At 69.1% G+C, this 21,518-nt stretch carries 14 protein-coding genes and 1 pseudogene; 8 read left to right on the top strand and 7 right to left on the bottom strand.

Going from position 1 to position 21,518, the window contains the following annotated elements; genetic code table 11:
* Nucleotides 1-60 precede the first annotated feature (60 nt).
* From C8D87_RS16555 to C8D87_RS16530, 7 genes and pseudogenes are all read left to right on the top strand, one after another.
* Complete coding sequence (locus tag C8D87_RS16555) at nucleotides 61-1,455, top strand: glycoside hydrolase family 43 protein (protein WP_112227322.1); 1,395 nt, start codon at nucleotides 61-63, stop codon at nucleotides 1,453-1,455.
* Nucleotides 1,452-2,771, top strand: a complete 1,320-nt coding sequence (locus C8D87_RS16550; RefSeq protein WP_112227702.1) for an extracellular catalytic domain type 1 short-chain-length polyhydroxyalkanoate depolymerase — start codon at nucleotides 1,452-1,454, stop codon at nucleotides 2,769-2,771. Before C8D87_RS16555 ends, C8D87_RS16550 begins: the two co-directional genes overlap by 4 nt.
* 67 nt (nucleotides 2,772-2,838) lie before the next feature.
* Nucleotides 2,839-4,864: pseudogene (locus C8D87_RS49155) on the top strand (glycoside hydrolase family 95 protein); the annotation flags it as partial.
* Nucleotides 4,853-5,674, top strand: coding sequence for an RICIN domain-containing protein (locus C8D87_RS46900; protein WP_411711414.1), 822 nt, complete (start codon nucleotides 4,853-4,855; stop codon nucleotides 5,672-5,674). The pseudogene C8D87_RS49155 and the gene C8D87_RS46900, both read left to right, overlap by 12 nt.
* 46 nt (nucleotides 5,675-5,720) lie before the next feature.
* On the top strand, nucleotides 5,721-7,013 hold the full coding sequence (locus C8D87_RS16540) for a CE1 family esterase (RefSeq protein ID WP_112227321.1): 1,293 nt from the start codon (nucleotides 5,721-5,723) through the stop codon (nucleotides 7,011-7,013).
* Between the two features lie 18 nt (nucleotides 7,014-7,031).
* Entirely contained in the window at nucleotides 7,032-8,327 is a 1,296-nt protein-coding gene (locus C8D87_RS16535) for a ricin-type beta-trefoil lectin domain protein (protein WP_233442130.1), read from the top strand.
* A 124-nt stretch (nucleotides 8,328-8,451) separates the two neighbouring features.
* Complete coding sequence (locus C8D87_RS16530) at nucleotides 8,452-9,777, top strand: ricin-type beta-trefoil lectin domain protein (RefSeq protein WP_112227320.1); 1,326 nt, start codon at nucleotides 8,452-8,454, stop codon at nucleotides 9,775-9,777.
* Between the two features lie 39 nt (nucleotides 9,778-9,816).
* Here C8D87_RS16530 and C8D87_RS16525 read toward each other — a convergent pair whose 3' ends face one another.
* The 6 genes from C8D87_RS16525 to C8D87_RS16500 form a co-directional block, all read right to left on the bottom strand.
* Entirely contained in the window at nucleotides 9,817-10,848 is a 1,032-nt protein-coding gene (locus C8D87_RS16525) for a LacI family DNA-binding transcriptional regulator (RefSeq protein WP_112227319.1), read from the bottom strand.
* 11 nt (nucleotides 10,849-10,859) lie between these two features.
* On the bottom strand, nucleotides 10,860-12,269 hold the full coding sequence (locus C8D87_RS16520; protein ID WP_112227318.1) for a beta-L-arabinofuranosidase domain-containing protein: 1,410 nt from the start codon (nucleotides 12,267-12,269) through the stop codon (nucleotides 10,860-10,862).
* Between the two features lie 151 nt (nucleotides 12,270-12,420).
* Nucleotides 12,421-14,154 carry a glycoside hydrolase family 6 protein gene (locus tag C8D87_RS16515; protein WP_112227317.1) on the bottom strand — a complete coding sequence of 578 codons (1,734 nt, stop codon included), beginning with the start codon at nucleotides 14,152-14,154 and terminating at the stop codon, nucleotides 12,421-12,423.
* 20 nt (nucleotides 14,155-14,174) lie between these two features.
* Nucleotides 14,175-14,627 carry a hypothetical protein gene (locus C8D87_RS16510; protein WP_112227316.1) on the bottom strand — a complete coding sequence of 151 codons (453 nt, stop codon included), beginning with the start codon at nucleotides 14,625-14,627 and terminating at the stop codon, nucleotides 14,175-14,177.
* Complete coding sequence (locus C8D87_RS16505; protein ID WP_215732335.1) at nucleotides 14,627-15,880, bottom strand: lytic polysaccharide monooxygenase; 1,254 nt, start codon at nucleotides 15,878-15,880, stop codon at nucleotides 14,627-14,629. Before C8D87_RS16505 ends, C8D87_RS16510 begins: the two co-directional genes overlap by 1 nt.
* An 11-nt stretch (nucleotides 15,881-15,891) precedes the next feature.
* Nucleotides 15,892-18,765 (bottom strand): glycoside hydrolase family 48 protein, encoded by a 2,874-nt coding sequence (locus C8D87_RS16500; protein ID WP_215732334.1) that lies wholly within the window; start codon nucleotides 18,763-18,765, stop codon nucleotides 15,892-15,894.
* Between the two features lie 359 nt (nucleotides 18,766-19,124).
* Here C8D87_RS16500 and C8D87_RS16495 point away from each other — a divergent pair, with 359 nt between their 5' ends.
* Entirely contained in the window at nucleotides 19,125-19,967 is an 843-nt protein-coding gene (locus C8D87_RS16495) for an expansin EXLX1 family cellulose-binding protein (RefSeq protein WP_170166448.1), read from the top strand.
* A gap of 6 nt (nucleotides 19,968-19,973) precedes the next feature.
* On the opposite strand, the gene C8D87_RS16490 is transcribed toward C8D87_RS16495, so the two are convergent.
* Nucleotides 19,974-21,389: a cellulose binding domain-containing protein gene (locus C8D87_RS16490; RefSeq protein ID WP_112227698.1), complete on the bottom strand. Its 1,416-nt coding sequence runs from the start codon at nucleotides 21,387-21,389 to the stop codon at nucleotides 19,974-19,976.
* Nucleotides 21,390-21,518: the final 129 nt, after the last annotated feature.

Raw genomic sequence — 21,518 nt, 5'->3', positions numbered from 1 at the left:
GGTTCCTGCGGATCGGCTCCAGGCCGATCCGCAGGACCGCCCTGCCCTCGGGAGACGACGATGGCCACGACTCGAAAGCTCTGGACGCACATCGCTCTGGTGGTGGGCCTGATCCTGACCGTGACCGCCCAGGCGAAGGCGGACAACCCGATCGTGCAACACATCTACACCGCCGACCCGTCGCCGTTGGTCCACAACGGACGGGTCTACCTCTACACCGGGCACGACGAGGACGGCTCCACCTGGTTCACCATGAAGGAGTGGCGGGTCTGGTCGTCGGCCGACATGGTGAACTGGACCGACCACGGCGCACCGATGAGCCTCGCCACGTTCAGCTGGGCGAAACAGGACGCGTGGGCAGGCCAAGCCGTGCAGCGCAACGGCAAGTTCTACTGGTACGTCCCCGTCGTCACCAAGGCCACCGGACGCCCGGCCATCGGCGTCGGTGTCTCCGACAGCCCCACCGGCCCGTTCCGCGACGCCATCGGCCGCCCGCTGGTGGAGAACGGCGAGATCGACCCGTCGGTCATGATCGACGACGACGGCCAGGCCTACCTCTACTGGGGCAACCCCAACCTCTGGTACGTCAAGCTCAACCCCGACATGATCTCGTTCTCGGGCGGTGTCAACAGGATCCCGCTCACCACGGCGGGCTTCGGCACGCGCACCGGTGACCCGAACCGGCCCACCCTCTACGAGGAGGGGCCGTGGGTCTACAAGCGCAACGGCCTGTACTACAACGTGTTCGCGGCCAAGTGCTGCTCTGAGTACATCGCCTACTCCACCGCACCCGGTCCCACCGGGCCGTGGACCTACCGCGGCACCGTGATGCCCACGCAGGGCAGCAGCTTCACCAACCACCCCGGCATCATCGACTTCAAGGGCAGCTCGTACTTCTTCTACCACAACGGCGCGCTGCCCGGCGGTGGCGGCTTCACCAGGTCCGTCGCGGTGGAGAAGTTCAGCTACAACGCCGACGGCACCATCCCCACCATCAACATGACCACGGCAGGACCACCGCCGGCGGACACGCTCAACCCCTACGTCCGCCAGGAAGCCGAGACGATCGCGTGGGGCAGCGGCATCGAGACCGAGCCCTCCAGCGAAGGCGGGATGAACGTCGGTTTCATCAACAACGGTGACTACATCAAGGTGAAGAACGTCGCTTTCGGCTCCGGCGCGAACCTCTTCACCGCCAGGGTCGCGTCCACCGTCGCGGGCAGCTCCGTCGAGGTCCGCTCCGGCAGCCCGACCGGCCCGCTCGCCGGCCGCTGCACGGTGCCCAACACCGGCGGCTGGCAGTCCTGGACCAACGTCTCGTGCCCGGTGAGCGGGCTGACCGGCACGCGTGACCTCTACCTGAGGTTCAGCGGTGGCGGCAACTACCTGCTCAACATGAACTGGTGGCAGTTCGGCACGGGTGGCCTGAACCGCACGCCGGTGGCCGCGTCATGACCGCCCGATCCCACCGGGACGGCTTCAGCATCGTCGCGCTCGTCGCGGCGGTGCTGCTGCTGCTCGCCGCCGTCGCGCTTTCCCTGGTGCCGCAACCGGCACGCGCCGCGTCGCTGGTGCGGGTCACGAACTTCGGCACCAACCCCACCGGCCTGAACATGTACGTCTACGTGCCCGACCGGGTCGCGCCGCGCCCGGCGATGCTGGTGATGGTCCACTACTGCAGTGGTTCCGCGTCCGCCGTGCACAACGGCAACGGACGTGACTACGTCACCGCAGCGGACCGCCTCGGTTACGTGATCGTCTATCCGGAGGCTACGAGGGACGGCCGCTGCTTCGACGTGTCCACGGCGAACGCGTTGCGCCGCAACGGAGGCAGCGACTCCACCGGGATCATGGCGATGGTGTCGCACGCACGCCAGCGCTACAACGTGGACCCGGCGCGCATCGTTGTCGCGGGCTTCTCGTCCGGCGCGATGATGACCAACGTGCTGGCCGCCCAGTACCCGGACGTGTTCAGCGCGGGCTCGGCGTTCTCCGGTGTCCCGGCGGGCTGCTTCGCGACGACCAACGGATCGCTGTGGAACAGCCAGTGTTCCAGCGGGAACCTGCTGAAGTCCCCGCAGCAGTGGGGTGACCAGGCCAGGGCGATGTATCCGGGCTACACCGGCAGGTACCCGCGAATGCAGCTGTGGCACGGCACGACCGACACCACGCTCGCGTACCCGAACTTCGGTGAGGCGCTCGACCAGTGGACCAACGTGCACGCGGTGAGCAGGACGCCGGCGTCCACCGACCAGCCGCAGCCGAGCTGGACCCGCACCCGGTACGGCACCACCGGCACGACGGCGACCATCGAGGGGATCAGCATCCAGGGCACCGGGCACAGTCTGCCGATGGCCGGGATGCTCGCGTACTCCATCGCGTTCCTCGGACTGGACAGCAACCCACCGACCACGACCACGACGACGACCACGACAACCACGACTCCGCCTCCGGGTGGGTGTGCGGTCACCGCGTCGGTCAACGCCTGGAGCACCGGCCTGACCGAGACGATCACCATCACCAACACCTCCTCGGCCGCCGTCAACGGCTGGCAGCTGCGGTTCACGCTGCCCGGCGGGCAGGCCATCACGGGCGGCTGGAGCGCGACCTACTCCCCCGCCACCGGCGAGGTGTCCGCGCGCAACGTCGACTACAACGCGCAGATCCCGCCGGGCGGCTCGGTGTCGATCGGCTTCCAGGCCACGCACACCGGTGACAGCGCGGCCGCCACCGGCTTCACGTTCAACGGGGAGCGGTGCGCCGTGGGGTGAACCCGCTCCCCTCGTGGCACACCACCAGGAGTGCTTCAGCGACCGCGAAACCCATTGGAGGACCGGTATGTCCGACCTGAACCGGCGGCAGCTCCTGATGCTCGGCGCGGGAGCCGTGCTGACGCAGGCAGGGTGGACGGCCGCCGCCGCGGCACCCGTGCAGCCCAGGGCCGCGAACGACCTCTCGCTGTGGTACGACCGGCCGGCGGGGTCCGACTGGCTGCGCGCACTGCCGATCGGCAACGGCAGGCTCGGCGCGATGGTGTTCGGCAACACCGACACCGAACGCCTGCAGCTCAACGAGGACACGGTCTGGGCGGGTGGTCCGCACGACTACAGCAACCCGCGTGGTGCCGGTGCGCTCGCCCAGATCCGGCAGCTCGTGTTCTCCAACCAGTGGACGCAGGCCCAGTCGCTGATCGACCAGACCATGCTCGGCAACCCCGCGGGACAGCTCGCCTACCAGCCCGTCGGTGATCTCCGGCTGGCGCTGCCGTCCGCGACCGCGTCCGGCTACCAGCGTTCGCTCGATCTCACGACGGCGACGACCGTCGTGACGTACACGGCGAACAACGTGCGTTACCGGCGCGAGGTGTTCGCGAGCGCGCCGGACCAGGTGATCGCGATGCGCCTGACCGCGGAGACACCGGGCTCGATCACGTTCACCGCGTCGTTCAGCTCACCCCAGCGCACGACGGCGTCCAGTCCGGACGCCACGACCATCGCGCTGGACGGCGTCTCCGGCACCCACCGGGGCATCGCGGGCACCGTCCGGTTCCTCACGCTCGCCAGAGTCGTCGCCGAGGGCGGCTCCGTCACGAGCTCCGGAGGCACGCTGCGGGTGAGCAACGCCAACGCGGTGACCCTGCTGATCTCCATCGGCACCAGCTACGTCGACTTCCGCACGGTCAACGGCGACTACCAGGGCATCGCGCGCAGCCGCCTGAACGCAGCGCAGGGCCTCGCCTTCGACACGCTGCGCGCCCGCCACGTCGCCGACTACCAGGCGCTGTTCGGGCGGGTCAGCCTCGACCTCGGGCGCACACCGGCGGCCGACCAGCCGACCGACGTCCGGATCACCCGGCACGCGAGCACCAACGACCCGCAGTTCTCCGTCCTGCTGTTCCAGTACGGCAGGTATCTCCTGATCTCGTCGTCGCGGCCCGGCACGCAACCCGCGAACCTGCAGGGCATCTGGAACGACCAGATGAACCCGTCGTGGGACTCGAAGTACACGCTGAACGCCAACCTGCCGATGAACTACTGGCACGCGGACACCACCAACATCGGCGAGTGCTACCAGCCGGTGTTCCGCATGATCAACGACCTCACCGTCACCGGCGCCCGCACCGCGCAGGTGCAGTACAACGCGCGGCTGGGTCACCCACCACAACACCGACGCCTGGCGCGGCTCCTCGGTCGTCGACTTCGCGGCGGCCGGCATGTGGCAGACGGGCGGGGCGTGGCTCTCGACGATGATCTGGGACCACTACCTGTTCACCGGCGACGTGAACTTCCTGCGCACGTACTACCCCGCGATGAAGGGGTGCGCGCAGTTCTTCCTCGACACGCTCGTCACCGAGCCGAGTCTCGGCCACCTCGTCACCAACCCGTCGAACTCGCCGGAGCTCAACCACCACGCGAACGCCAGCGTGTGCGCAGGGCCGACGATGGACATGCAGATCCTGCGGGACCTGTTCGACGGCTGCGCGAGCGCGTCCGAGGTCCTCGGCGTCGACGCGGACTTCCGCACCCAGGTGCGAGCCGCCCGCCAGCGGCTCGCCCCGACGAAGATCGGCTCGCGCGGCAACGTCATGGAATGGCTGTACGACTGGGTCGAGACCGAGCGCGAGCACCGGCACGTCTCCCACCTCTACGGCCTGCACCCCAGCAACCAGATCACCAAGCGCGGCACTCCCCAGCTGCACACCGCGGCCCGCCGCACGCTGGAGCTGCGCGGTGACGCGGGCACCGGGTGGTCGCTCGCGTGGAAGATCAACTTCTGGGCGCGGCTGGAGGAGGGCTCGCGGGCGCACGACCTGATCCGGTCCCTCGTGACCACGGCACGGCTCGCGCCCAACATGTTCGACCTGCACCCGCCGTTCCAGATCGACGGCAACTTCGGCGCAACCTCCGGCATCGCGGAAATGCTGCTGCACAGCCACAACGGCGAGCTGCACGTGCTGCCCGCGCTGCCGTCGGCGTGGCCCGCCGGCAGCGTCGCGGGCCTGCGCGGGCGCGGCGGGTACACGGTCGGCGCGACCTGGGGTGCCGACGGCTCCGTCACCCTGTCCGTCACGCCGGACCGCGACGGCACGGTCCGCGTCCGCAACCGGATCTTCACCGGCACCTTCGAGCTGCGGGACACGACCACCGGCGCCACGATCCAGCCCACCAAACCGGAAGCCGACGTCGCGGTGTTCGCCGTCCAGACCGGACACACCTACCGCGCGACCGGCCAGGGCTCGGGATCCGGGGTGCGGCCGGGCGTGCACTACCGGCTCATCGCCCGGCACAGCGGAAAGGTCGCCGACATCAGCGGCGTGTCCACCGCGCCCGGCGCGCTGCTGCAGCAGTGGTCCCAGACCAGCGGCCTCAACCAGCAGTTCGACTTCATCGACGCGGGTGGCGGCTACTACCGGATCCGCGCCAGGCACAGCGGTCTCGTGCTCCAGGTCGCGAGCTCGAGCACCGGCGCCGACATCACCCAGCAGGCCGACACCGGTGCGACCAGCCAGCAGTGGCGGGTGACCGACCACGGCGGCGGGGTGATCAGCCTCGTCAACCGGCAGAGCGGGCACGCCCTGGACGTGTGGCAGGCCTCGTCCGCCGACGGCGCCCGGATCTCCCAGTGGACCCCGAGCGGGGCCGACAACCAGCGATTCCAACTCCAACCAGTCTGACGAACCGAAGGGACAACGATGTTCCACAAGCACAAGGCATCAGGCCATGTCCCGGCATAGGTCGGCGGTCGCGGCCGCCGCCGTCAGTGCCGTCGTCCTGCTCGGCGCGGCGGGCATCGCGCTCGGCGGCACGACTCCGGACCACGTCGGCACGGCGGCGGCCACGGCGGGGTGTGGCAAACCGCCCGCACTGGCGAGCGGACAGCACACCATCAGCAGCGGCGGCCAGAACCGCTCGTTCATCCTGAGGCTGCCACCGAACTACGACCCGAACCGTCAGTACCGGTTGTTCGTCGGCTTCCACTGGCGCGGAGGCACCGCGAACGACGTCGACTCCGGCGGGTCCGACGGTTACAACTGGTCGTACTACGGGCTGCGACGGCTCTCCGACGCCGCGGGCAACGGCACGATCTTCGTCGCACCGCAGGGCAACGGCAACGGCTGGGCCAACCCCGGCGGGCAGGACATCACCTTCGTCGACGACATCCTCCGGCGGCTCGACGCGGGCCTGTGCATCGACACGACGCAGCGCTACGCCGGTGGGTTCAGCTACGGCGGCGGCATGTCGTACGCGATCGCCTGTGCACGCGCCAACGTGTTCCGCGCGGTCGTCGTCTACGCGGGTGCACAGCTCAGCGGATGCAGCGGTGGCAACGATCCTATCGCCTACCTGGGCATCCACGGCATCAGCGACAACGTGCTCAACATCAGCCAGGGCCGGGCGCTGCGCGACCGGTTCGTGCGCAACAACGGTTGTACGGCCCAGAACCCGCGCGAACCGAGCGCTGGCAGCCGCACGCACATCGTCACCGCCTACAGCGGGTGCCGAGCCGGCTATCCGGTGGTGTGGGCCGCGTTCGACGGCGGACACACACCAGGCCCGATCGACGGCGGCGGCGACGGGTGGCGAACCTGGACCTCCGGCGAGGCGTGGAAGTTCATCACTCAGTTCGGGGGCGGCGGCGGCCCTACGAGCACCACGACGACGACCACTACCACCACGAATCCGCCTGGTGACACGGAGTGCCGCGTCGGCGCCAGGATCAATCCGTGGAACACCGGCCTGATCTCGTACCTCACCATCACGAACACCGGCACCACACCGATCAACGGATGGTCACTGGTCTTCACCCTGCCAGGAGGCCAGAACATCACGTCCGGCTGGAGTGCCACCTACTCCCCCACCTCGGGCGAGGTGACCGCCAGAAACGCGGCCTACAACGGCACCATCGCGCCGAACGCGTCGATCGAGATCGGCTTCCAGGCCACCCACACCGGCGACAGCTCGGCACCGGCCTCCTTCTCCCTCAACGGCAAGACCTGCGCCATCTCCTCCTGACAGAGAGTGCGGAACTCCATGCAACAGAACAACGTTTCCCGCCGGATGCGGTGGCTGGTCGCTGCGGCCGCCGCCACCCTGGTGTTCAGCGGCGCCGGTGTCGCCGGCGCGCAACCTCCCCCTGCCGCGAACTCCGATCCGGTGGCGGCTGCCTGCGGCCAGGCACCCACGCTGCGCAGCGGCACTCACACGATCCAGAGCAGCGGCAAGTCCCGGCAGTTCATCTTGAGCGTTCCGGACAACTACGACCCCAACCGCCGCTACCGGCTGATCTTCGGCTTCCACTGGTGGGGCGGTACCGCCCAGCAGGTCGCCGGCGGCGGCAGCGACGGCGCGATCTACGCCCACTACGGCCTGAAAGCGCTGTCGAACAACTCGGCGATCTTCGTCGCGCCGCAGGGCCTCAACAACGCCTGGGCCAACTCCGGCGGTGAGGACGTCCGGTTCTTCGACGACATGATCAGCCGGATCGAGGGCGACCTCTGCGTCGACCCGGCGCAGCGCTTCTCGCTCGGCTTCAGCTACGGCGGCGCGATGAGCATCTCGCTCGCGTGCTCCCGGCCGACGATGCTCCGCGCCATCGCGGCCATCGCCTCGCCGGGTGAGATCAGCGGGTGCTCCGGCGGCACCGCACCGGTCGCCTACATGGGCATCCACGGCATCAGCGACAACATCGGCTCCGGCCGCGGCCAGCGCGACCGATGGGTCCGCAACAACGGCTGCACCCCGCAGAACGCACCCGAGCCCGCTCGGGGCAGCAACACCCACATCACCACCCACTACTCGGGCTGCCGCACCGGCTACCCGGTGGTCTGGGCGCCCTTCGACGGCGGACACCAGCAGGGACCGGTCGACGGGTGCGCCGGCTGTGAGAGCGGTGCCCGCAGCTGGGTGAAGAACGAGGTCTGGAAGTTCTTCACCGGCGACACGCCGCCCACGCCGACCACGTTCCGGCTGCGCGGTGAGGCCTCCGGCCGTTGCCTCGACGTCAACGGAGCCGGCACCGCCAACGGCACCCAGATGATCACCTGGGACTGCCACACCAACGCCAACCAGCAGTTCACCCAGAACGGGCAGGCCCTGCAGGTGATGGGCAAGTGCCTGGACGCGCCCAACAACGCGGGCTCCGGCGCCAGGGTCCAGATCTGGGACTGCCACGGCGGCACCAACCAGAGCTGGAACGTCACGAGCAACGGCACGATCACCAGCGTCCAAACAGGACTGTGCCTGAGCTCCGGCGGCACCGCCAACGGCGCGGCCGTCACCGTGGCCACCTGCTCGGGCGGCGCCAACCAGCGCTGGGCGAAGGCCTAGCAGGAGATCGGGTGATGGCGGTCGCGCGGCCGCCATCACCCGCTCGCGGCGAAGCGGTTCCCACCGCGACCACCGTGACGGACGGAAGGGACAACGATGTTCCACCAGCACAAGGGGCGGTGCCATGATCAGGCCTAGAACCGTGATCGCGATGATCGCCGCCGGCGCCGTGGTGGCCCTCGGCGCGGCGGGCATCGCGCTCGGCGGCACGACCCCCGACGGTCATGTCGGCACGACCGCGGCGACTGCCGGATGCGGCAAGCCACCCGCCCTGAACAGCGGACAGCACACCATCAGCAGCGGCGGCCAGAACCGCTCGTTCATCCTGAGGCTGCCGCCCAACTACGATCCCAACCGTCAGTACCGGTTGTTCGTCGGCTTCCACTGGCGTGGAGGCACCGCGAACGACGTCGACTCCGGCGGGTCCGACGGTTACAACTGGTCGTACTACGGGCTGCGGCGACTGTCCGACGCCGCGGGCAACGGCACGATCTTCGTCGCACCGCAGGGCAACGGCAACGGCTGGGCCAACCCCGGCGGGCAGGACCTCACCTTCGTCGACGACATCCTCCGGCGGCTCGACGCGGGCCTGTGCCTCGACACCACGCAGCGCTACGCCGGTGGGTTCAGCTATGGCGGCGGCATGTCGTACGCGATCGCCTGTGCACGCGCCAACGTCTTCCGCGCGGTCGTCGTCTACGCGGGCGCGGAACTCAGCGGATGCAGCGGCGGCAACCAGCCCATCGCCTACCTCGGCATCCACGGCATCAGCGACAACGTGCTCAACATCGGCCTCGGCCGCGGACTCCGTGACAGGTTCGTGCGCAACAACGGCTGCACGGCCCAGAACCCGCGCGAACCGAGCGCTGGCAGCCGCACGCACATCGTCACCGCCTACAGCGGGTGCCGAGCCGGCTATCCCGTCGTCTGGGCCGCGTTCGACGGCGGACACACACCAGGCCCGATCGACGGCGGCGGCGAGGGCTGGCGAACCTGGACCTCCGGCGAGGCGTGGAAGTTCATCAGCCAGTTCACCAGCGACCCGGGTCCGACCACCACCACGACGCCTCCTGACCCGGCCACGTTCCGCCTGCGCGGCGAAGCCTCCGGGCGTTGCCTGGACGTCGTCGGCGCGGGCACGGCCAACGGCACGCAGCTGATCACGTGGGACTGCCACACCAACGCAAACCAGCAGTTCACCCAGAACGGCCAGACCCTGAGGGTGTCGGGCAAGTGCCTGGACGCGCCCAACAACGCGGGCTCCGGCGCCAGAGTCCAGATCTGGGACTGCCACGGCGGCGCCAACCAGAGCTGGAACGTCACGAGCAACGGCACGATCACCAGCGTCCAAACGGGACTCTGCCTCAACTCGACCGGCACCGGCAACAACGCCCCGGTGACGGTGGCGACCTGTTCGGGCGGTGCCGACCAGCGCTGGGCGAAGGCCTGACGGGGTGGTGCGGGCGGCGATCCCCACCGCCCGCACCACCTACTGCCTTACCGCGGCCGGCGCGTGATCGACCGGATCCGGGGTGCTCGCGCGCCGCGACAGCTTGGGCGGCAGCAGCACCAGCGGTGGTGGTTGCCTGCCGTCGAGCTTGGCGACCAGGAGCTCCACCGCGTGTCTGCCGAGCTCCTCCGCCGGCAGCCGCACCGAGGTGAGCGGCGGCGACATCCGCTCTGCGAGCTCGTCGGGGCAGATCGCGACCACGGCGATGTCGCCGGGCACGTGCCGTCCCGCCGCGCGCAGGCACGCTGTGATCCCGCCGAGCGCCGCCTCGTTGTGCACCACCAGCGCCGTCATCGACGGGTGCGCGCGAACCAGCACCTCGGTGGCTCTGAGCACCGAGTCGTGGTCCTCCTCGACCGACAGCGCCGTCGCCGCGACACCCCGGCGCATCGCGGCCGCGCTGAAGCCGGTCATCGCCCGGTGGGCGAAGCCGGTGGTGCGCCGGTAGACCGCGCTCGGGGCGCCGAGGAACCCGATGGACCGGTGACCGAGATCCGCGAGGTGCTCGACGCACTTCGCGCCCGCCGCCTCGAAGTCGAGGTCCACGCAGGTGAGGCCGCGCGCAGCCGCCGGCCGCCCGATGAGGACGGACGGGATGGAAAGCTGCCGCAGCAGCGGCAACCTGGCGTCCTCCTTCTCCACGTCCAGCACCAGAAAACCGTCGACCAGGGCGCTGTTCGCGGCCCTGCGCAGTGCAGGCAGGCCGTCGTCCGCGGTCATCAGCAGCAGATCCATGTCATATCTGCGCGCGGTCGTGACGGCGGCGGTGACGAACCGCATCACCGCGGGCACGTAGGTGCCCGCCCGCAGCGGCAGCACCAGGCCGATGACGTTCGTCCTCGTGATGCCGAGCCCTCTGGTGTGCACGTGCGGCTGGTAGCCGAGTGACCTGATGCTCTCCCGGACCCTGGACTTGGTGTCCGCCGAGATCGACCGCTTGCCCGTGAGCACGTAGGAAACCGTGCTGGGGGCAACACCCGCGTGCCGCGCGACCTCCGCGATGGTGACCACACCGCCTCCTTTCACTCCAACTGCTCGTCGTGCAACGTTTCCGGACTCAGGTCGACGACGTCACCGCTCACCCAATGGCGGTCCACGCGTGCGTAAGTCCCAGGGATGACCGGCTTCTCCGCCACGCCGTTGACCCGCAACACCGCGCCCGCCGCCCGGGACGGGACGCGCACGCGCAGGTCGATCCAGCCGGAGCCGGTGATCGTCAGCCTGGTGCCGGCGGACTCCGGGAAGGTGGTGTCCTGGCGCACCCAGACGCCCCGGCCGGCCCAGTGGAGCACGGACGGGACGAACAGGTTGACGTACAGGACGTTCCCGGCGTGGAAGTAGATGCTGTCGCCGTACTTGGTGCTGGTCTCGATGCCGGTGCCGTGGCAGCAGGTGAAGTCGTCGTAGCCGTTGCCGTACGTGCTGATTCCGCCCAGCAGGTGGTGGAGCGCCTTCTCGTAGTGGTCGAAGTACCTCGTCTGGCCGGGGTCGGTGCGGAACAGCTGCCGGGTCAGCTTCAGCAGGTTGTAGGTGTCGCACTGGCACGTGTCACCCGGCAGCTCAGCGACGATCTTCCACAGGTTCGCGGCGATGTCGCGGTAGCGGGTCTCGCCGGTGGCGTGGTACACGCGGATCGCGCCGAGCGCCTTGGGGATCTGCGTGTGCGCGTGGTGGCCGTCCAGCGCGTCGCCGCCCCGTGCGAGCGGGTCGAACACCTCGGCGTGGTCGAAGTACCGCGCGGTCGTGAGATGCGCGGGGTCGCCGGTGACCTGGTAGAGGTTCGCGAGCACCTCGTTCATCCCGCCGAACTCGGTGGCCAGCACGTTCTGCCGGTGGGTGGCCGACAACCTGCCGACCCGCCATCCCAGCCACGCCGCCATCCGCGTGAGCACGGTCAACGCGCGCGTGCCGCCCACGAGCAGGTGCACGTCGAGAAGACCTGCCATGATCTTGTGCAGGGTGTAGTAGGGCGCACGAACCGGTTCTCGCGCCTCCACCCTGCCGATGAAGCCCTCCGGGAAGGCCGAGAGGTAACCCGTGCTGTACCCGGCGATCCTGGCCCGGTCCTGGCACAGCGCGAGCTGCTCGACGAGGTAGTGCGCCCTGACCGAGAACGCGAGGTCCCCGGTGGTCGCGAACGCCTGCGCCAGCGCGGTCAGCACGTGCCCGGTCGAGTGGCCGCGCAGTTCACTGGCCGGCGCCTCCCATCCCCCGCAGGGGACGACTTCGGAGGGCAGCCCGACGTTGCGGCGGAAGGTGTGCAGCAGCCGGTCCGGGTCGAGGAACCTCAGCCGGGCGTGCGTGTGGGAGGTGTTGTCCTGGAACGGTCCGGGCAGCAGCTGCACCGCGCCGAGCGGGAACGCGTCCGCGGACACGCCGAGGTCCCGGCGAGCCGTTGCGGTGGGCGCGTGGACGATCGCGGCTTCGGACATTGCGCGTGACCTTTCACAGGGGGTCGTGCGGTGCGACTGCCAGGCGCCGCCGTCGCGGGTGCGGCCGCGACGGCGGCGGGCGGTTCCCGCGCGAACGGAATTCGCGCGGGAACCGGTTCACAGCAGTCCTGTCCTCACAGCAGCTCGGTCGTCACAGCGCCGGGTAGGCGTTGCGCATGAGCTCCTGGAACTGCGCGGAGAACCACTTGCCGGACAACGGAGCGTCCGGCAGCGCACCCGACATGTTGTTGCCGTTGCGGATGTTGCCGGTGTACGTCGGGTCGCACATCTTGTCGGCGCCCTTGCCCTCGTTGTTCGGGATCTCCTTGCTGGCACCGTCGGACTCGCCCGGCGGCTTCATCCACACGTACGCGTCGATGCCCGTCTCCGGAGCGGCCTTGGGCCGCTCGCCGAGCCCGGCACCCGACTGGTTGCACCAGTTGCCGAGGTGGATGCGCCGGTCGAACCTGCCACCGTTGACGTAGGCGTCCACGCTCGTCCGCGGGCCGGGGCCGGTCGGCCGGGCCGCACCGCCCCAGCCGTTTCGGCTGGTGTCGATCAGCATGCCGACGTTCGCGTCGAAGCCCGCCTGCACGGCGCGCTGCCGGAACGCCTGCGCGTAGGACAGCTCGTCGACGTACCTGTTCCAGTCCACCCACTTCGACTCGCGCACCGACTTGCCGTCCACGGAGTCGTTGATCGAGAAGTGCTGCTCCTTCAGCGCACCGTAGTTCGCGGTGTTGGCGATGAACCCGTGCACGTTCGCCTTCGTGCTACCGGACGCGTTGGCCGCCTGGTACAGCAGCTCGGCCGTCGGGCCGAAGTTGTCGTCCCAGCCGATCCAGCCGTGGTGGCCGATGTCGAGGTAGTTGTAGACGTTCGGGACCGCGCCCAGCTTCGCGAGCGCGTAACCGACACCGGTGACGTAGTTGCCGTTGGCCTTCATCACGTCACACGCCTCGACGGCGGTCGGGCGCGGCGACACGTTGGTGATCAGGTTCGGCAACGAGTCGATCTCCACCGTGGTGACGATCCGCAGGTCCTTGTACGCGGGCCTGGCGAGGATCGCCGCGATCGGGTCGATGTACTCGGCCTTGTAGCGGTCGATCTCGTGAGGCTTGAGCTCACCGTTCGACGCGAGTGCCGAGCAGTCGCGCCCAGGCAGGTTGTAGATCACGAGCTGGATCACGAGTGGTGAGCCCGCCGCCTGGCGCACCGCCTCGTCCAGATGCCCGACCAGGCCACGGGAGTCGACCGTGCCGGTGATCGCCGCGATGCGGTCCATCCACACACCGGTCGGCTGGTTCGCGACCCTGCTGCCACCGGGCTCGGCGGCCGCCTTCGCCGACCAGTCCGGGTTGATGTACTGCTTCGCGCCGACGTAGGGGTTGTCGACGCGGGTGCCCGGGTTGGGGTTGCCGCTCGTGGTGGTGGTGGTGGTGGTGGTGGTCGTGCTCGTCGGCGGCTGCACGCCCGTGCACACCGTGCCGTTGAGCGAGAACGACGCCGGGTCGGTGTTGGTGCCGGAGTAGCTGCCGTTGAAACCGATCTCGGTCGACGCACCGGTGCCGAGGTTCCCGTTCCAGGACATGCTCGTCGCCGTCACGTTCGCACCGGACTGCGACCAGTTCGCGCTCCAGCCCTGGGTCACGCGCTGCGTGCCGGGGAAGGTGAACTTCAGCGTCCAGCTCGACATGGCGTCACCCAGGTTGGTGATCTTCACCTTGCCGCCGAACCCGCCGCCGCCCCAGTTGTTCGCCGTGTAGTCGACACGGCAGCCAGGTGCGGCGCCCGCGGGTGCGCTGAGCGCCACCCCGAACGTCGCGACGGCGGTGGCGACCACGACACCCGCCGCGGCCCACCGCCTCTGTCCGTTGAGCCTCATTGCTCCGGATCTCCTGTCTCTCAATGGTGTTTGATCGGAATGAGCGAGCACGCGGTGGGCGTGCACTCGAGTCTCTTCAGGCCGAGGTGCTCCATGCCGGTCGAGCCGGTGATCGCGAAACCGTCACCGAACACGAGGTCCGGGTCGCCCCTGACCTCGCCGCGGGCCTGCGCCGCACGCCAGCCCTCCTCGAGTCCCGGCCGGAGCACCAGCAGCCCCAGTCGTTCGTAGGGCGGTTTGACGCACGTGCCCCACTCCGCGATGTACGGCCCGTAGACCTTCGCCCGCACCGGACCCGCGAACTCGGCGAAGTCCTCGCCCTTGCGCACGTCGGTGCATTCCCCGGTGACCTGGTTCAGCCAGGCGGCGATCCCGTCGACGCCTTTGGCCGGGTCCGGGGCCGGTCCGGCGCGTGCGACCAAGACGGCGCACACGACCGAACCGGCCACGAAGAGGGCGAGGAGGACCCTCATCACGGGATGGCGCAGGAGACACCGTTGAGCGTGAAGCCCACCGGGTCCGTCACCGCCCCTGTCGTCGTCGCGTTGAACCCGAACTCCGCGGTGCCGCCCGCGGCGATGTCGGCGTTCCACGACGCGCCCTTGGCCGTGGCCTTCCCGTCGGCGACGGTGACCGTCGACGACCACGCCTGGGACAACCGCTGCCCGGCAGGGAAGTCCCAGACGAGCTCCCACGCGCGCACGGCCTCCGAGCTGCCGTTGGCGATCTTCACGTTGGCCGTGAAGCCACCGTTCCAGGTGCTCGGCTTGGTGTAGGTCACCGTGCAGGCGCCGGGACCACTGCCGGTGCGCACCGTGACGCCCGCCGACGACGGCGAGGCGTTGCCCGCCGAGTCGGTCGCGACGACGCGGAAGGTGTACTCGGTGTTCGAGCTCAGTCCCCTGACCGTCGCCGAGTTGGTGGCCGACGTCGCCACGACCTGGTCACCGCGGTAGACCTTGTACTCCGTCACACCGAAGTTGTCCGACGACGCCGGCCAGTCCAGCCGCACGGAGCTGCCGGTGACCGAGGACGCGACCGGCGTGCCCGGAGCGGTGGGCGGCTGGGTGTCCGGCACGCCACCGCCGAACACGACGTCCGAGCAGCTGTAGAACGCCTCGGGGCTGTCCGAGCGCTGCCAGAGCGAGTAGATGATGTGCCGGCCCGACTTGTTGGGCAGCCTGGCCTGCCAGCTGTACTCGCCGTTGCCCAGCGGCGGGTTGGTGATCTTGTCGAACGGCACCGGTTCCAGGTCCGACCACTTGAGCGGCTTCGTGACGTCGAAGCCGTCCTTGGTGACGTACTGCTCCCACGTGCCGGGGTGCGGCGCCCACGCGTTGTACCGCAACGTGACGGTGGCGTTCGCCGTCAGCTGGGTCACCGGCCAGTCGGCCCGCGGCTGGTTGTAGGCGTCGTACTTCGTGGTCGGGCCGCACAGGTCGCCGTCGGGGATGATCTCCCGGTGCCGGCCGGCCGCGTTGCTGATCAGGTTGCCGTACCAGTCCCACAGCGGCTGCTTCCCGCCCTGGGCCACCGCGGCGACGCACGCCGGGTTGGTCGGTTGCAGGTCGCCGCCGCCGCTGCCCGCGCGGCCGTCCTGGTAGCACAGGTACGTGCGGCTACCGGGCCAGACCATCGAACCGTGCGCGAGCGCGGGGGCACTGGTCTGCACGAGGAGCGCGCCGACCGCCGCGGCGATCGCCAGGAGTGCGATTGGTTTTCTCATCTCGGTACTCCTCACCCGAAGATCTCGGCGTGCAGGGCGAAGGCGGTGGCGATCTCCGCCTGGGCCCAGAACCGGTGGTAGGTGAACGTCGGTGCGGGCCCACCGTCCAGATAGGACTGGACCTTCGGCCACTGCGGGTCGTTGCGGAACATCGACCGCATGGACAGGAACGACGAGCCCTGGCCGATCTGGTCGCCGTTCGGCATCTTCCCGGTCCAGCCCGGCGGCACGTACGGACCCTCACCGTTCGACGCGTTGTAGACGTCGTCGAACCGGTTGTAGTCCGCGCGCGTCTCCGGCGTGGCGATGCCGAGGCTGTCCTGATGCGCCAGCAACGACGTCAGCAGCCCTTCGCCGGTGGTCTTCGCCGCCGCGTGGCCCGACCTCGCCGCGTAGTTCAGCAGCACCTTGGCCAGCGACGCGGCGATGCCGACGTCCTGGTTGCGGTTGAGCACGCGGACCCGCAGGTTCGCGTTCGCGCCGGGGTTGGTGGCGTTCCACGTGTCGGGCGCGCCGGTCCACTCCATGTCCGCGGGGATCTGGAAGTTGGTACCGGTGGTGGTGTTCGCGATCGCCCACGGCACCCACTTGTCGAGGATCTTCTTGGCACGGGCGTCACCGGTCAGCCTGTACAACGCCGCCGTGCGCTCGAGACCCCACACCTGGAAACCGAACCAGCGGTTCGACGGCGGATCGCGCCACACGGGGTGGGCGTCGTAGTACATGCCGTAGAACGTCGGCGTGCCCGCGGGAGGCGCGGCGTACTGGCCTTCCCAGCTGTTCGTGACGCCACCGGCGATGCCGCCGTCGGCCGACTGCAGCCACTGCAGCATCTCGAGCTGCCTGTTCAGGCTCGTCGCCCAGTCCTGCTGCCCGGTGGCGGACAACGGCTTGAGCGCGGGCACGTTGGCGAGAGCGTGTGCTGCCAACGGGTTCTGGTAGCCCTGGTGCGAGGCACCGTCACCGATGCGCCACGCCCAGCCGGCCGAGGTGTCGTACGCGCCACCCCAGGCGTAGTACCAGGACATCAGGTAGTGCGCGCTGCTCTTGCCGGTTCCGCCGGGGCAGGAGCTGGGGCTGGAGCAGTTGCCGATGCGCTTGAAGTACTTGTCGAACATGGCGTACCGCAGGTAGTCGCCCATCTTCGCGGCCTTGCCGATCTCGGGCGCGATCTGGGCTCCCTTGCCCTGCGCGTTCGCCCATTCCTGCGCGAGCAGCGCCACCTGCACCGCGCGGGCGTCCGCGTCCGGCGCGTTGGTGTACTTCCACTGCTTGGCGTAGGAGGCGTCCTTGGTGAACAGGTCCAGGAAGCCGTTCGGGCCACCGTGCTTGAACGTGTCGCAGGACGGCTGCGGGATGGTCTCCCACACCGACTCCGACGACCCGCGCTGATAGGTGTTGATGTACGACGGTGCCGTGGTGCCGTCGCCGCAGCGGCCGAAACCGTAGGTGTTGTCGACGTCGATCAACCAGTGCATGCCGTAGATGTCCGAGTTGCCGTACGCGGCCTTCAGCTCGGCCGCGATCGGGTCGGAGCCGACCGGGATGCTGCTGTCCAGCACCGCCGGGTAGCGGTCCATGCGCGGGTGCTCGGGAGCGTAGGTCGCCGGCTTCGACGCGTTGTACGAGTCGTTCGTCGGCTGGTCGGCCTTCGCCGGGATGATGAACTTCTCCATCGAGGCCCACGCGGACTTGAACGGCGCCCAGTCACCGGACACGCGACCGTAGCTCGCTTCCAGCCACAGGTAGTAGCTGAACGCCTCCGACGTCGTCTGGTGACCGTGGTCGGGTGCCTCCACCATCAGCGTCTCCACCGAGTGGTACGGCACGAGCAGGTCGCCGAACTTGCGGAAGTAGCCGCTCGCCGGATCCTTGATCTTGTTGTACTGGTCGAGGAACGCCTTGTTGAAGTCCGAAGTGGACGGGTCGATCTCCTTGACCGTGACGGTCGCCGGGCTGTGCCCCGGCGCCGACGCGGTGAACGTCGCGGTCGCGAGCTCGCCGCCGTTGTTCGCCGACCGCACCGTCACCGTCTGCTTCGCCGTACCGGAGAAGGTGAGCGTCGTCGGCGTCGCCGTCAGATCCGCACTGCCGGTGCCCGCGATCGTGACGGTGACCGGCTGGCTCGGCGCCGTGGCCAGGGAGACGTCGAACGTGGCCGTCTGCCCCTGCTTGACCGAGACCGTGCTCGGTGATGCCAGCACCGCGGGTCCCGCGAGGACCTTGACCATCGCCGGCGCCGAACTGCCCACCAGCCCGCGGTCGTCGGTCGCCCGCGCGGTGATGGGGTGATCGCCCGGTGTCGGTGACGTCCACGTGCCGGTGTACGGCGCGCTGGTGTCGGTCGCGATCAACTGGTCACCGGCGTAGAAGTCGACCTTCGCCACCGTGCCGTCGTCCTGCGCGGTCGCCGCCAGCGGGATCTGCGCCGGCAGGGTGTAGGTGCTGCCCCCGGTCGGCGCGGTGAGCGCGACCGTGGGCGCCTTGTTGGGACCGGTGCACGCCACGCCGTTCACCGCGAAGTCCGTCGGTGGCCGGTTGGTCGCACCCTTGCTGCCGTTGAAACCGACCTGTGCCGAACCACCGGCCGGGATCGTGCGTGCCCAGTCGGGGTTGGTCACGGTGACCACGGCCCCGGTCTGGGAGAAGTTGCCGTTCCAGCCCTGGGTGACGCGTTGCCCGTCAGGGAACGTCCAGGTGAGGTTCCAGCCGTTCAGCGCGTCGCCGTCGTTGCGGATCGACACGCTGGCGCCGAATCCGTTGTTCCACTCGTTGGTGACCTGATAGCTGACGGTGCAGGCAACCGCAGCCGGTGCCGCCATCGCGGGTACCCCGCCGGCCGCCATCACCGCCGCAGCCATCAGTGCCGTTGTTCGTCGAGTCATGCCGCCACCCTCTCGACAACTGGGAGCGCTCCCAGAGTTCACGGCACTGTAACGTGGGTCATATCGGCCAACCGGGGACCGGTGTAGTCACCGCTACCCCTTTGGTCCCAGCACTTTGGGCGGTTCAGTGCAACAACCATTCGTCCACCAGCCCCTCTTACTGCTCCCTTCGAGTGGAATCCTGGGAACGCTCCCAGATAGCAGATTGGCCCCTTGCCACGCTTCCGAAGCACGCGGGAAATATTCGGAAAAGAACGAGATTTCGTTGCCACGAGCCGAAAGCCCGGCTCGATGATGCGGAGTCTTACGACTAGGATGCGCCGGTCGTTGTCAACGTCTTGTCTTGTCCAGGGGTTGAGTTGTCAAGAAGGTGGCCGCTGGCCGCAGTGCTCGCGTTGCTCGTGGTGGCCGGAGCCGGCGCGATCGCGTTGCGCGATCCGCAAGGCATCCCGGGTGATGCCGTCGCCGCCGCCGTGACGACCAGTCCACCCTCGGTGGGAGAGGCGACGTCGATGCCGAGCGCGACATCGGCACCCACGACCACAACCACGACCACCACGGCCCCGTCCACGCCCGCCGGCACCCCGCTGGCCGGGAAGATCAAGCCGGGGACTCAGCGCACCGGCGTGGCGACGTTCTACGACTCCGACGGCGGCGGCGCGTGCTCGTACGACCCCGGCCCCGATCCGCTGACCGCCGCGATGAACTGGTCCGACTACGAGAACTCACAGGCCTGCGGCGCCTACGTCCTCGTGCGCGCGAACAACGGCAAGAGCATCACGGTGCGAATCACCAACCTGTGCCCGGCGCCGTGCCGGGTGGGGCAGCTCGATCTGAGCGCGGAGGCGTTCGCCATGCTGGCGCCGCCCGTCACGGGCGAGATCCCGATCACCTGGACGCTGGTGAGCCCGCCGCTGACGAAGAACATCTCCGTGCGCTACAAGACCGGCTCCAGCCAGTGGTGGTGCGGCATCCAGGTCGTCGACCACCGCAATCCGGTGGCAAGGCTGGAAGTCCAGGTGGGTGGGAAGTGGCAGGCGCTCGGCCGCACCGAGTACAACTACTTCCTGTCCGAGAAGGGGGCCGGCTGCGGCGGCGCCATCGCGGTCACCGACATCTACGGCGAGCGACTGCTCGTCGACCCCCTGCCCGTCAAGCCCGGCGAACTGCAGGCCACCAGCCTGCAGTTCGCCGGGCACTGACGCGGTTCACCAGGCCAGGTTCAACCCTGCGATGACGTTGCCGAGCCGTCCGGAGATGAGCTGGTGGTCGCGCTGCGAGAAGTGCCAGTCGCAGCCGACCATGTCCAGCGCGAGGTCGCCGAAGTTCCAGTAGCGGATCCGGCTGTCGCCCCGTTCCTCCACGACCTGACGGGCCGCGTCGGCGAACGTCCCCGACGCCTGCGGCACGCCCACGAGGATCGTCGTGCCTGAGCCGTAACGAGTCCTCAGCTTGTTCAGGAACTCCTGGTAGGCGGCCTTGTAGGCGGTGACGAGGCTCTGCTGGGTCGGCCACTGCTCGCCGGGGTTGAGCGCGGTGGAGAAGTCGTTGGTGCCCAGGCCGACCACGACCAGCTGCGGGTGCCACGTGCCGGGGTTCTGCCACACGTCACCGTCGACGTTGAGCAACGCCCTGTCGTAGTAGGTGCGGTAGCTCGTGCCCGCCTGACCGCCGTTGTAGTTGCGGACCATGCCACGGCCGGAGAAGGCGTTGACCTGGTAGTCGGCGTTGAGCGAACGGGCGGTGAGCGCACCGAAGCTCAGGTCGGTGTTGGTGTTGCGGTCGACGCCGCCGTTGGCCGAGCAGTCGCGGGTCGTGGACAGGTTTCCGTAGCCCGCGGTCAGCGAGTCGCCGATGAACTCGATCTGCCGGGTCCGCGCCGCGGGCTTGGTGAGGATCTCGCCGCCGCTCGCTGCGACGAACCCGCCGAACTCCCCTGCCGTCGTCCACGGGCTTTCGGTTCGCTTGACCAGCCGGACGGTGTGCTCGGCGTTGCTGAGGTTGTTCACCCAGTGCGTGGTCCTGCCCGGCTTCAGCAGCGTGGCGACGGTTCGCCCGTCGATCTGCACGTCGAACTCGTTGACCGAGTCGTTGAGCGCGATCCCGACACCGGTGCCGCGGAACCTGCCCTCGAAGTAGATGCCCGGCCAGGAGTACTGACCGGACTTCGTGACCCGGCCGGCGGTGTGCGCCTGGGCCAGGACGTCCGGTGCCGGCGCCGAACCCGTGCACGCCGTGCCGTTCAGTGCGAAGCTCGCCGGAACCGGGGTGGTCGGGCCGTTCGCGACGAAGCCGAAGCCCGCGGTCGCACCGGTGCCGAGAGAGCCGTTGTAGCTGACGTTGTCGACGGCGACCTGGGCGCCGGACTGGCGCACCGTCCCGTTCCAGATCTGCGTGACCGTCTGGCCGCCGCCGTACGACCAGGTCAGCTGCCAGCCGGTGACCGCGTCGCCGAGGTTCGTGACGTCCACGGAGGCGATGAAGCCTCCCTGCCACTCGTCGGTCACCCTGTAGTCGACCCGGCACCCGGTGGCGGCTTCCGCCTCGGGCGCGCCGCTGAACGTGACAACCGCCGTCAGCGCGGCGGCGAGGACGGCAGCTGCCGTCGTCGTTGACCGGTGCACCCTCGGCTCCCTCTTGTCCACTGTGGACTTTCGCGTTCCTGGAAACGTTCTCAACGGGACGGTAGCCCACTTGCGCGACACCGTGAAGAACGTTGTGCCACAACGTTTTCGCCCAAATCCTCAGCAGCG

The organism is Lentzea atacamensis (assembly GCF_003269295.1).
GTDB classification, from domain to species: domain Bacteria; phylum Actinomycetota; class Actinomycetes; order Mycobacteriales; family Pseudonocardiaceae; genus Lentzea; species Lentzea atacamensis.
This window is presented reverse-complemented; position numbering and strand designations above follow the sequence as displayed.

Coding starts and splice junctions, on each gene's coding strand:
- C8D87_RS16555 (WP_112227322.1), top strand. CDS start 61: ATGGCCACGACTCGAAAGCTCTGGACGCACATCGCTCTGGTGGTGGGC.
- C8D87_RS16550 (WP_112227702.1), top strand. CDS start 1,452: ATGACCGCCCGATCCCACCGGGACGGCTTCAGCATCGTCGCGCTCGTC.
- C8D87_RS46900 (WP_411711414.1), top strand. CDS start 4,853: ATGTTCGACCTGCACCCGCCGTTCCAGATCGACGGCAACTTCGGCGCA.
- C8D87_RS16540 (WP_112227321.1), top strand. CDS start 5,721: ATGTCCCGGCATAGGTCGGCGGTCGCGGCCGCCGCCGTCAGTGCCGTC.
- C8D87_RS16535 (WP_233442130.1), top strand. CDS start 7,032: ATGCAACAGAACAACGTTTCCCGCCGGATGCGGTGGCTGGTCGCTGCG.
- C8D87_RS16530 (WP_112227320.1), top strand. CDS start 8,452: ATGATCAGGCCTAGAACCGTGATCGCGATGATCGCCGCCGGCGCCGTG.
- C8D87_RS16520 (WP_112227318.1), bottom strand. CDS start 12,269: ATGTCCGAAGCCGCGATCGTCCACGCGCCCACCGCAACGGCTCGCCGG.
- C8D87_RS16515 (WP_112227317.1), bottom strand. CDS start 14,154: ATGAGGCTCAACGGACAGAGGCGGTGGGCCGCGGCGGGTGTCGTGGTC.
- C8D87_RS16510 (WP_112227316.1), bottom strand. CDS start 14,627: ATGAGGGTCCTCCTCGCCCTCTTCGTGGCCGGTTCGGTCGTGTGCGCC.
- C8D87_RS16505 (WP_215732335.1), bottom strand. CDS start 15,880: ATGAGAAAACCAATCGCACTCCTGGCGATCGCCGCGGCGGTCGGCGCG.
- C8D87_RS16500 (WP_215732334.1), bottom strand. CDS start 18,765: ATGACTCGACGAACAACGGCACTGATGGCTGCGGCGGTGATGGCGGCC.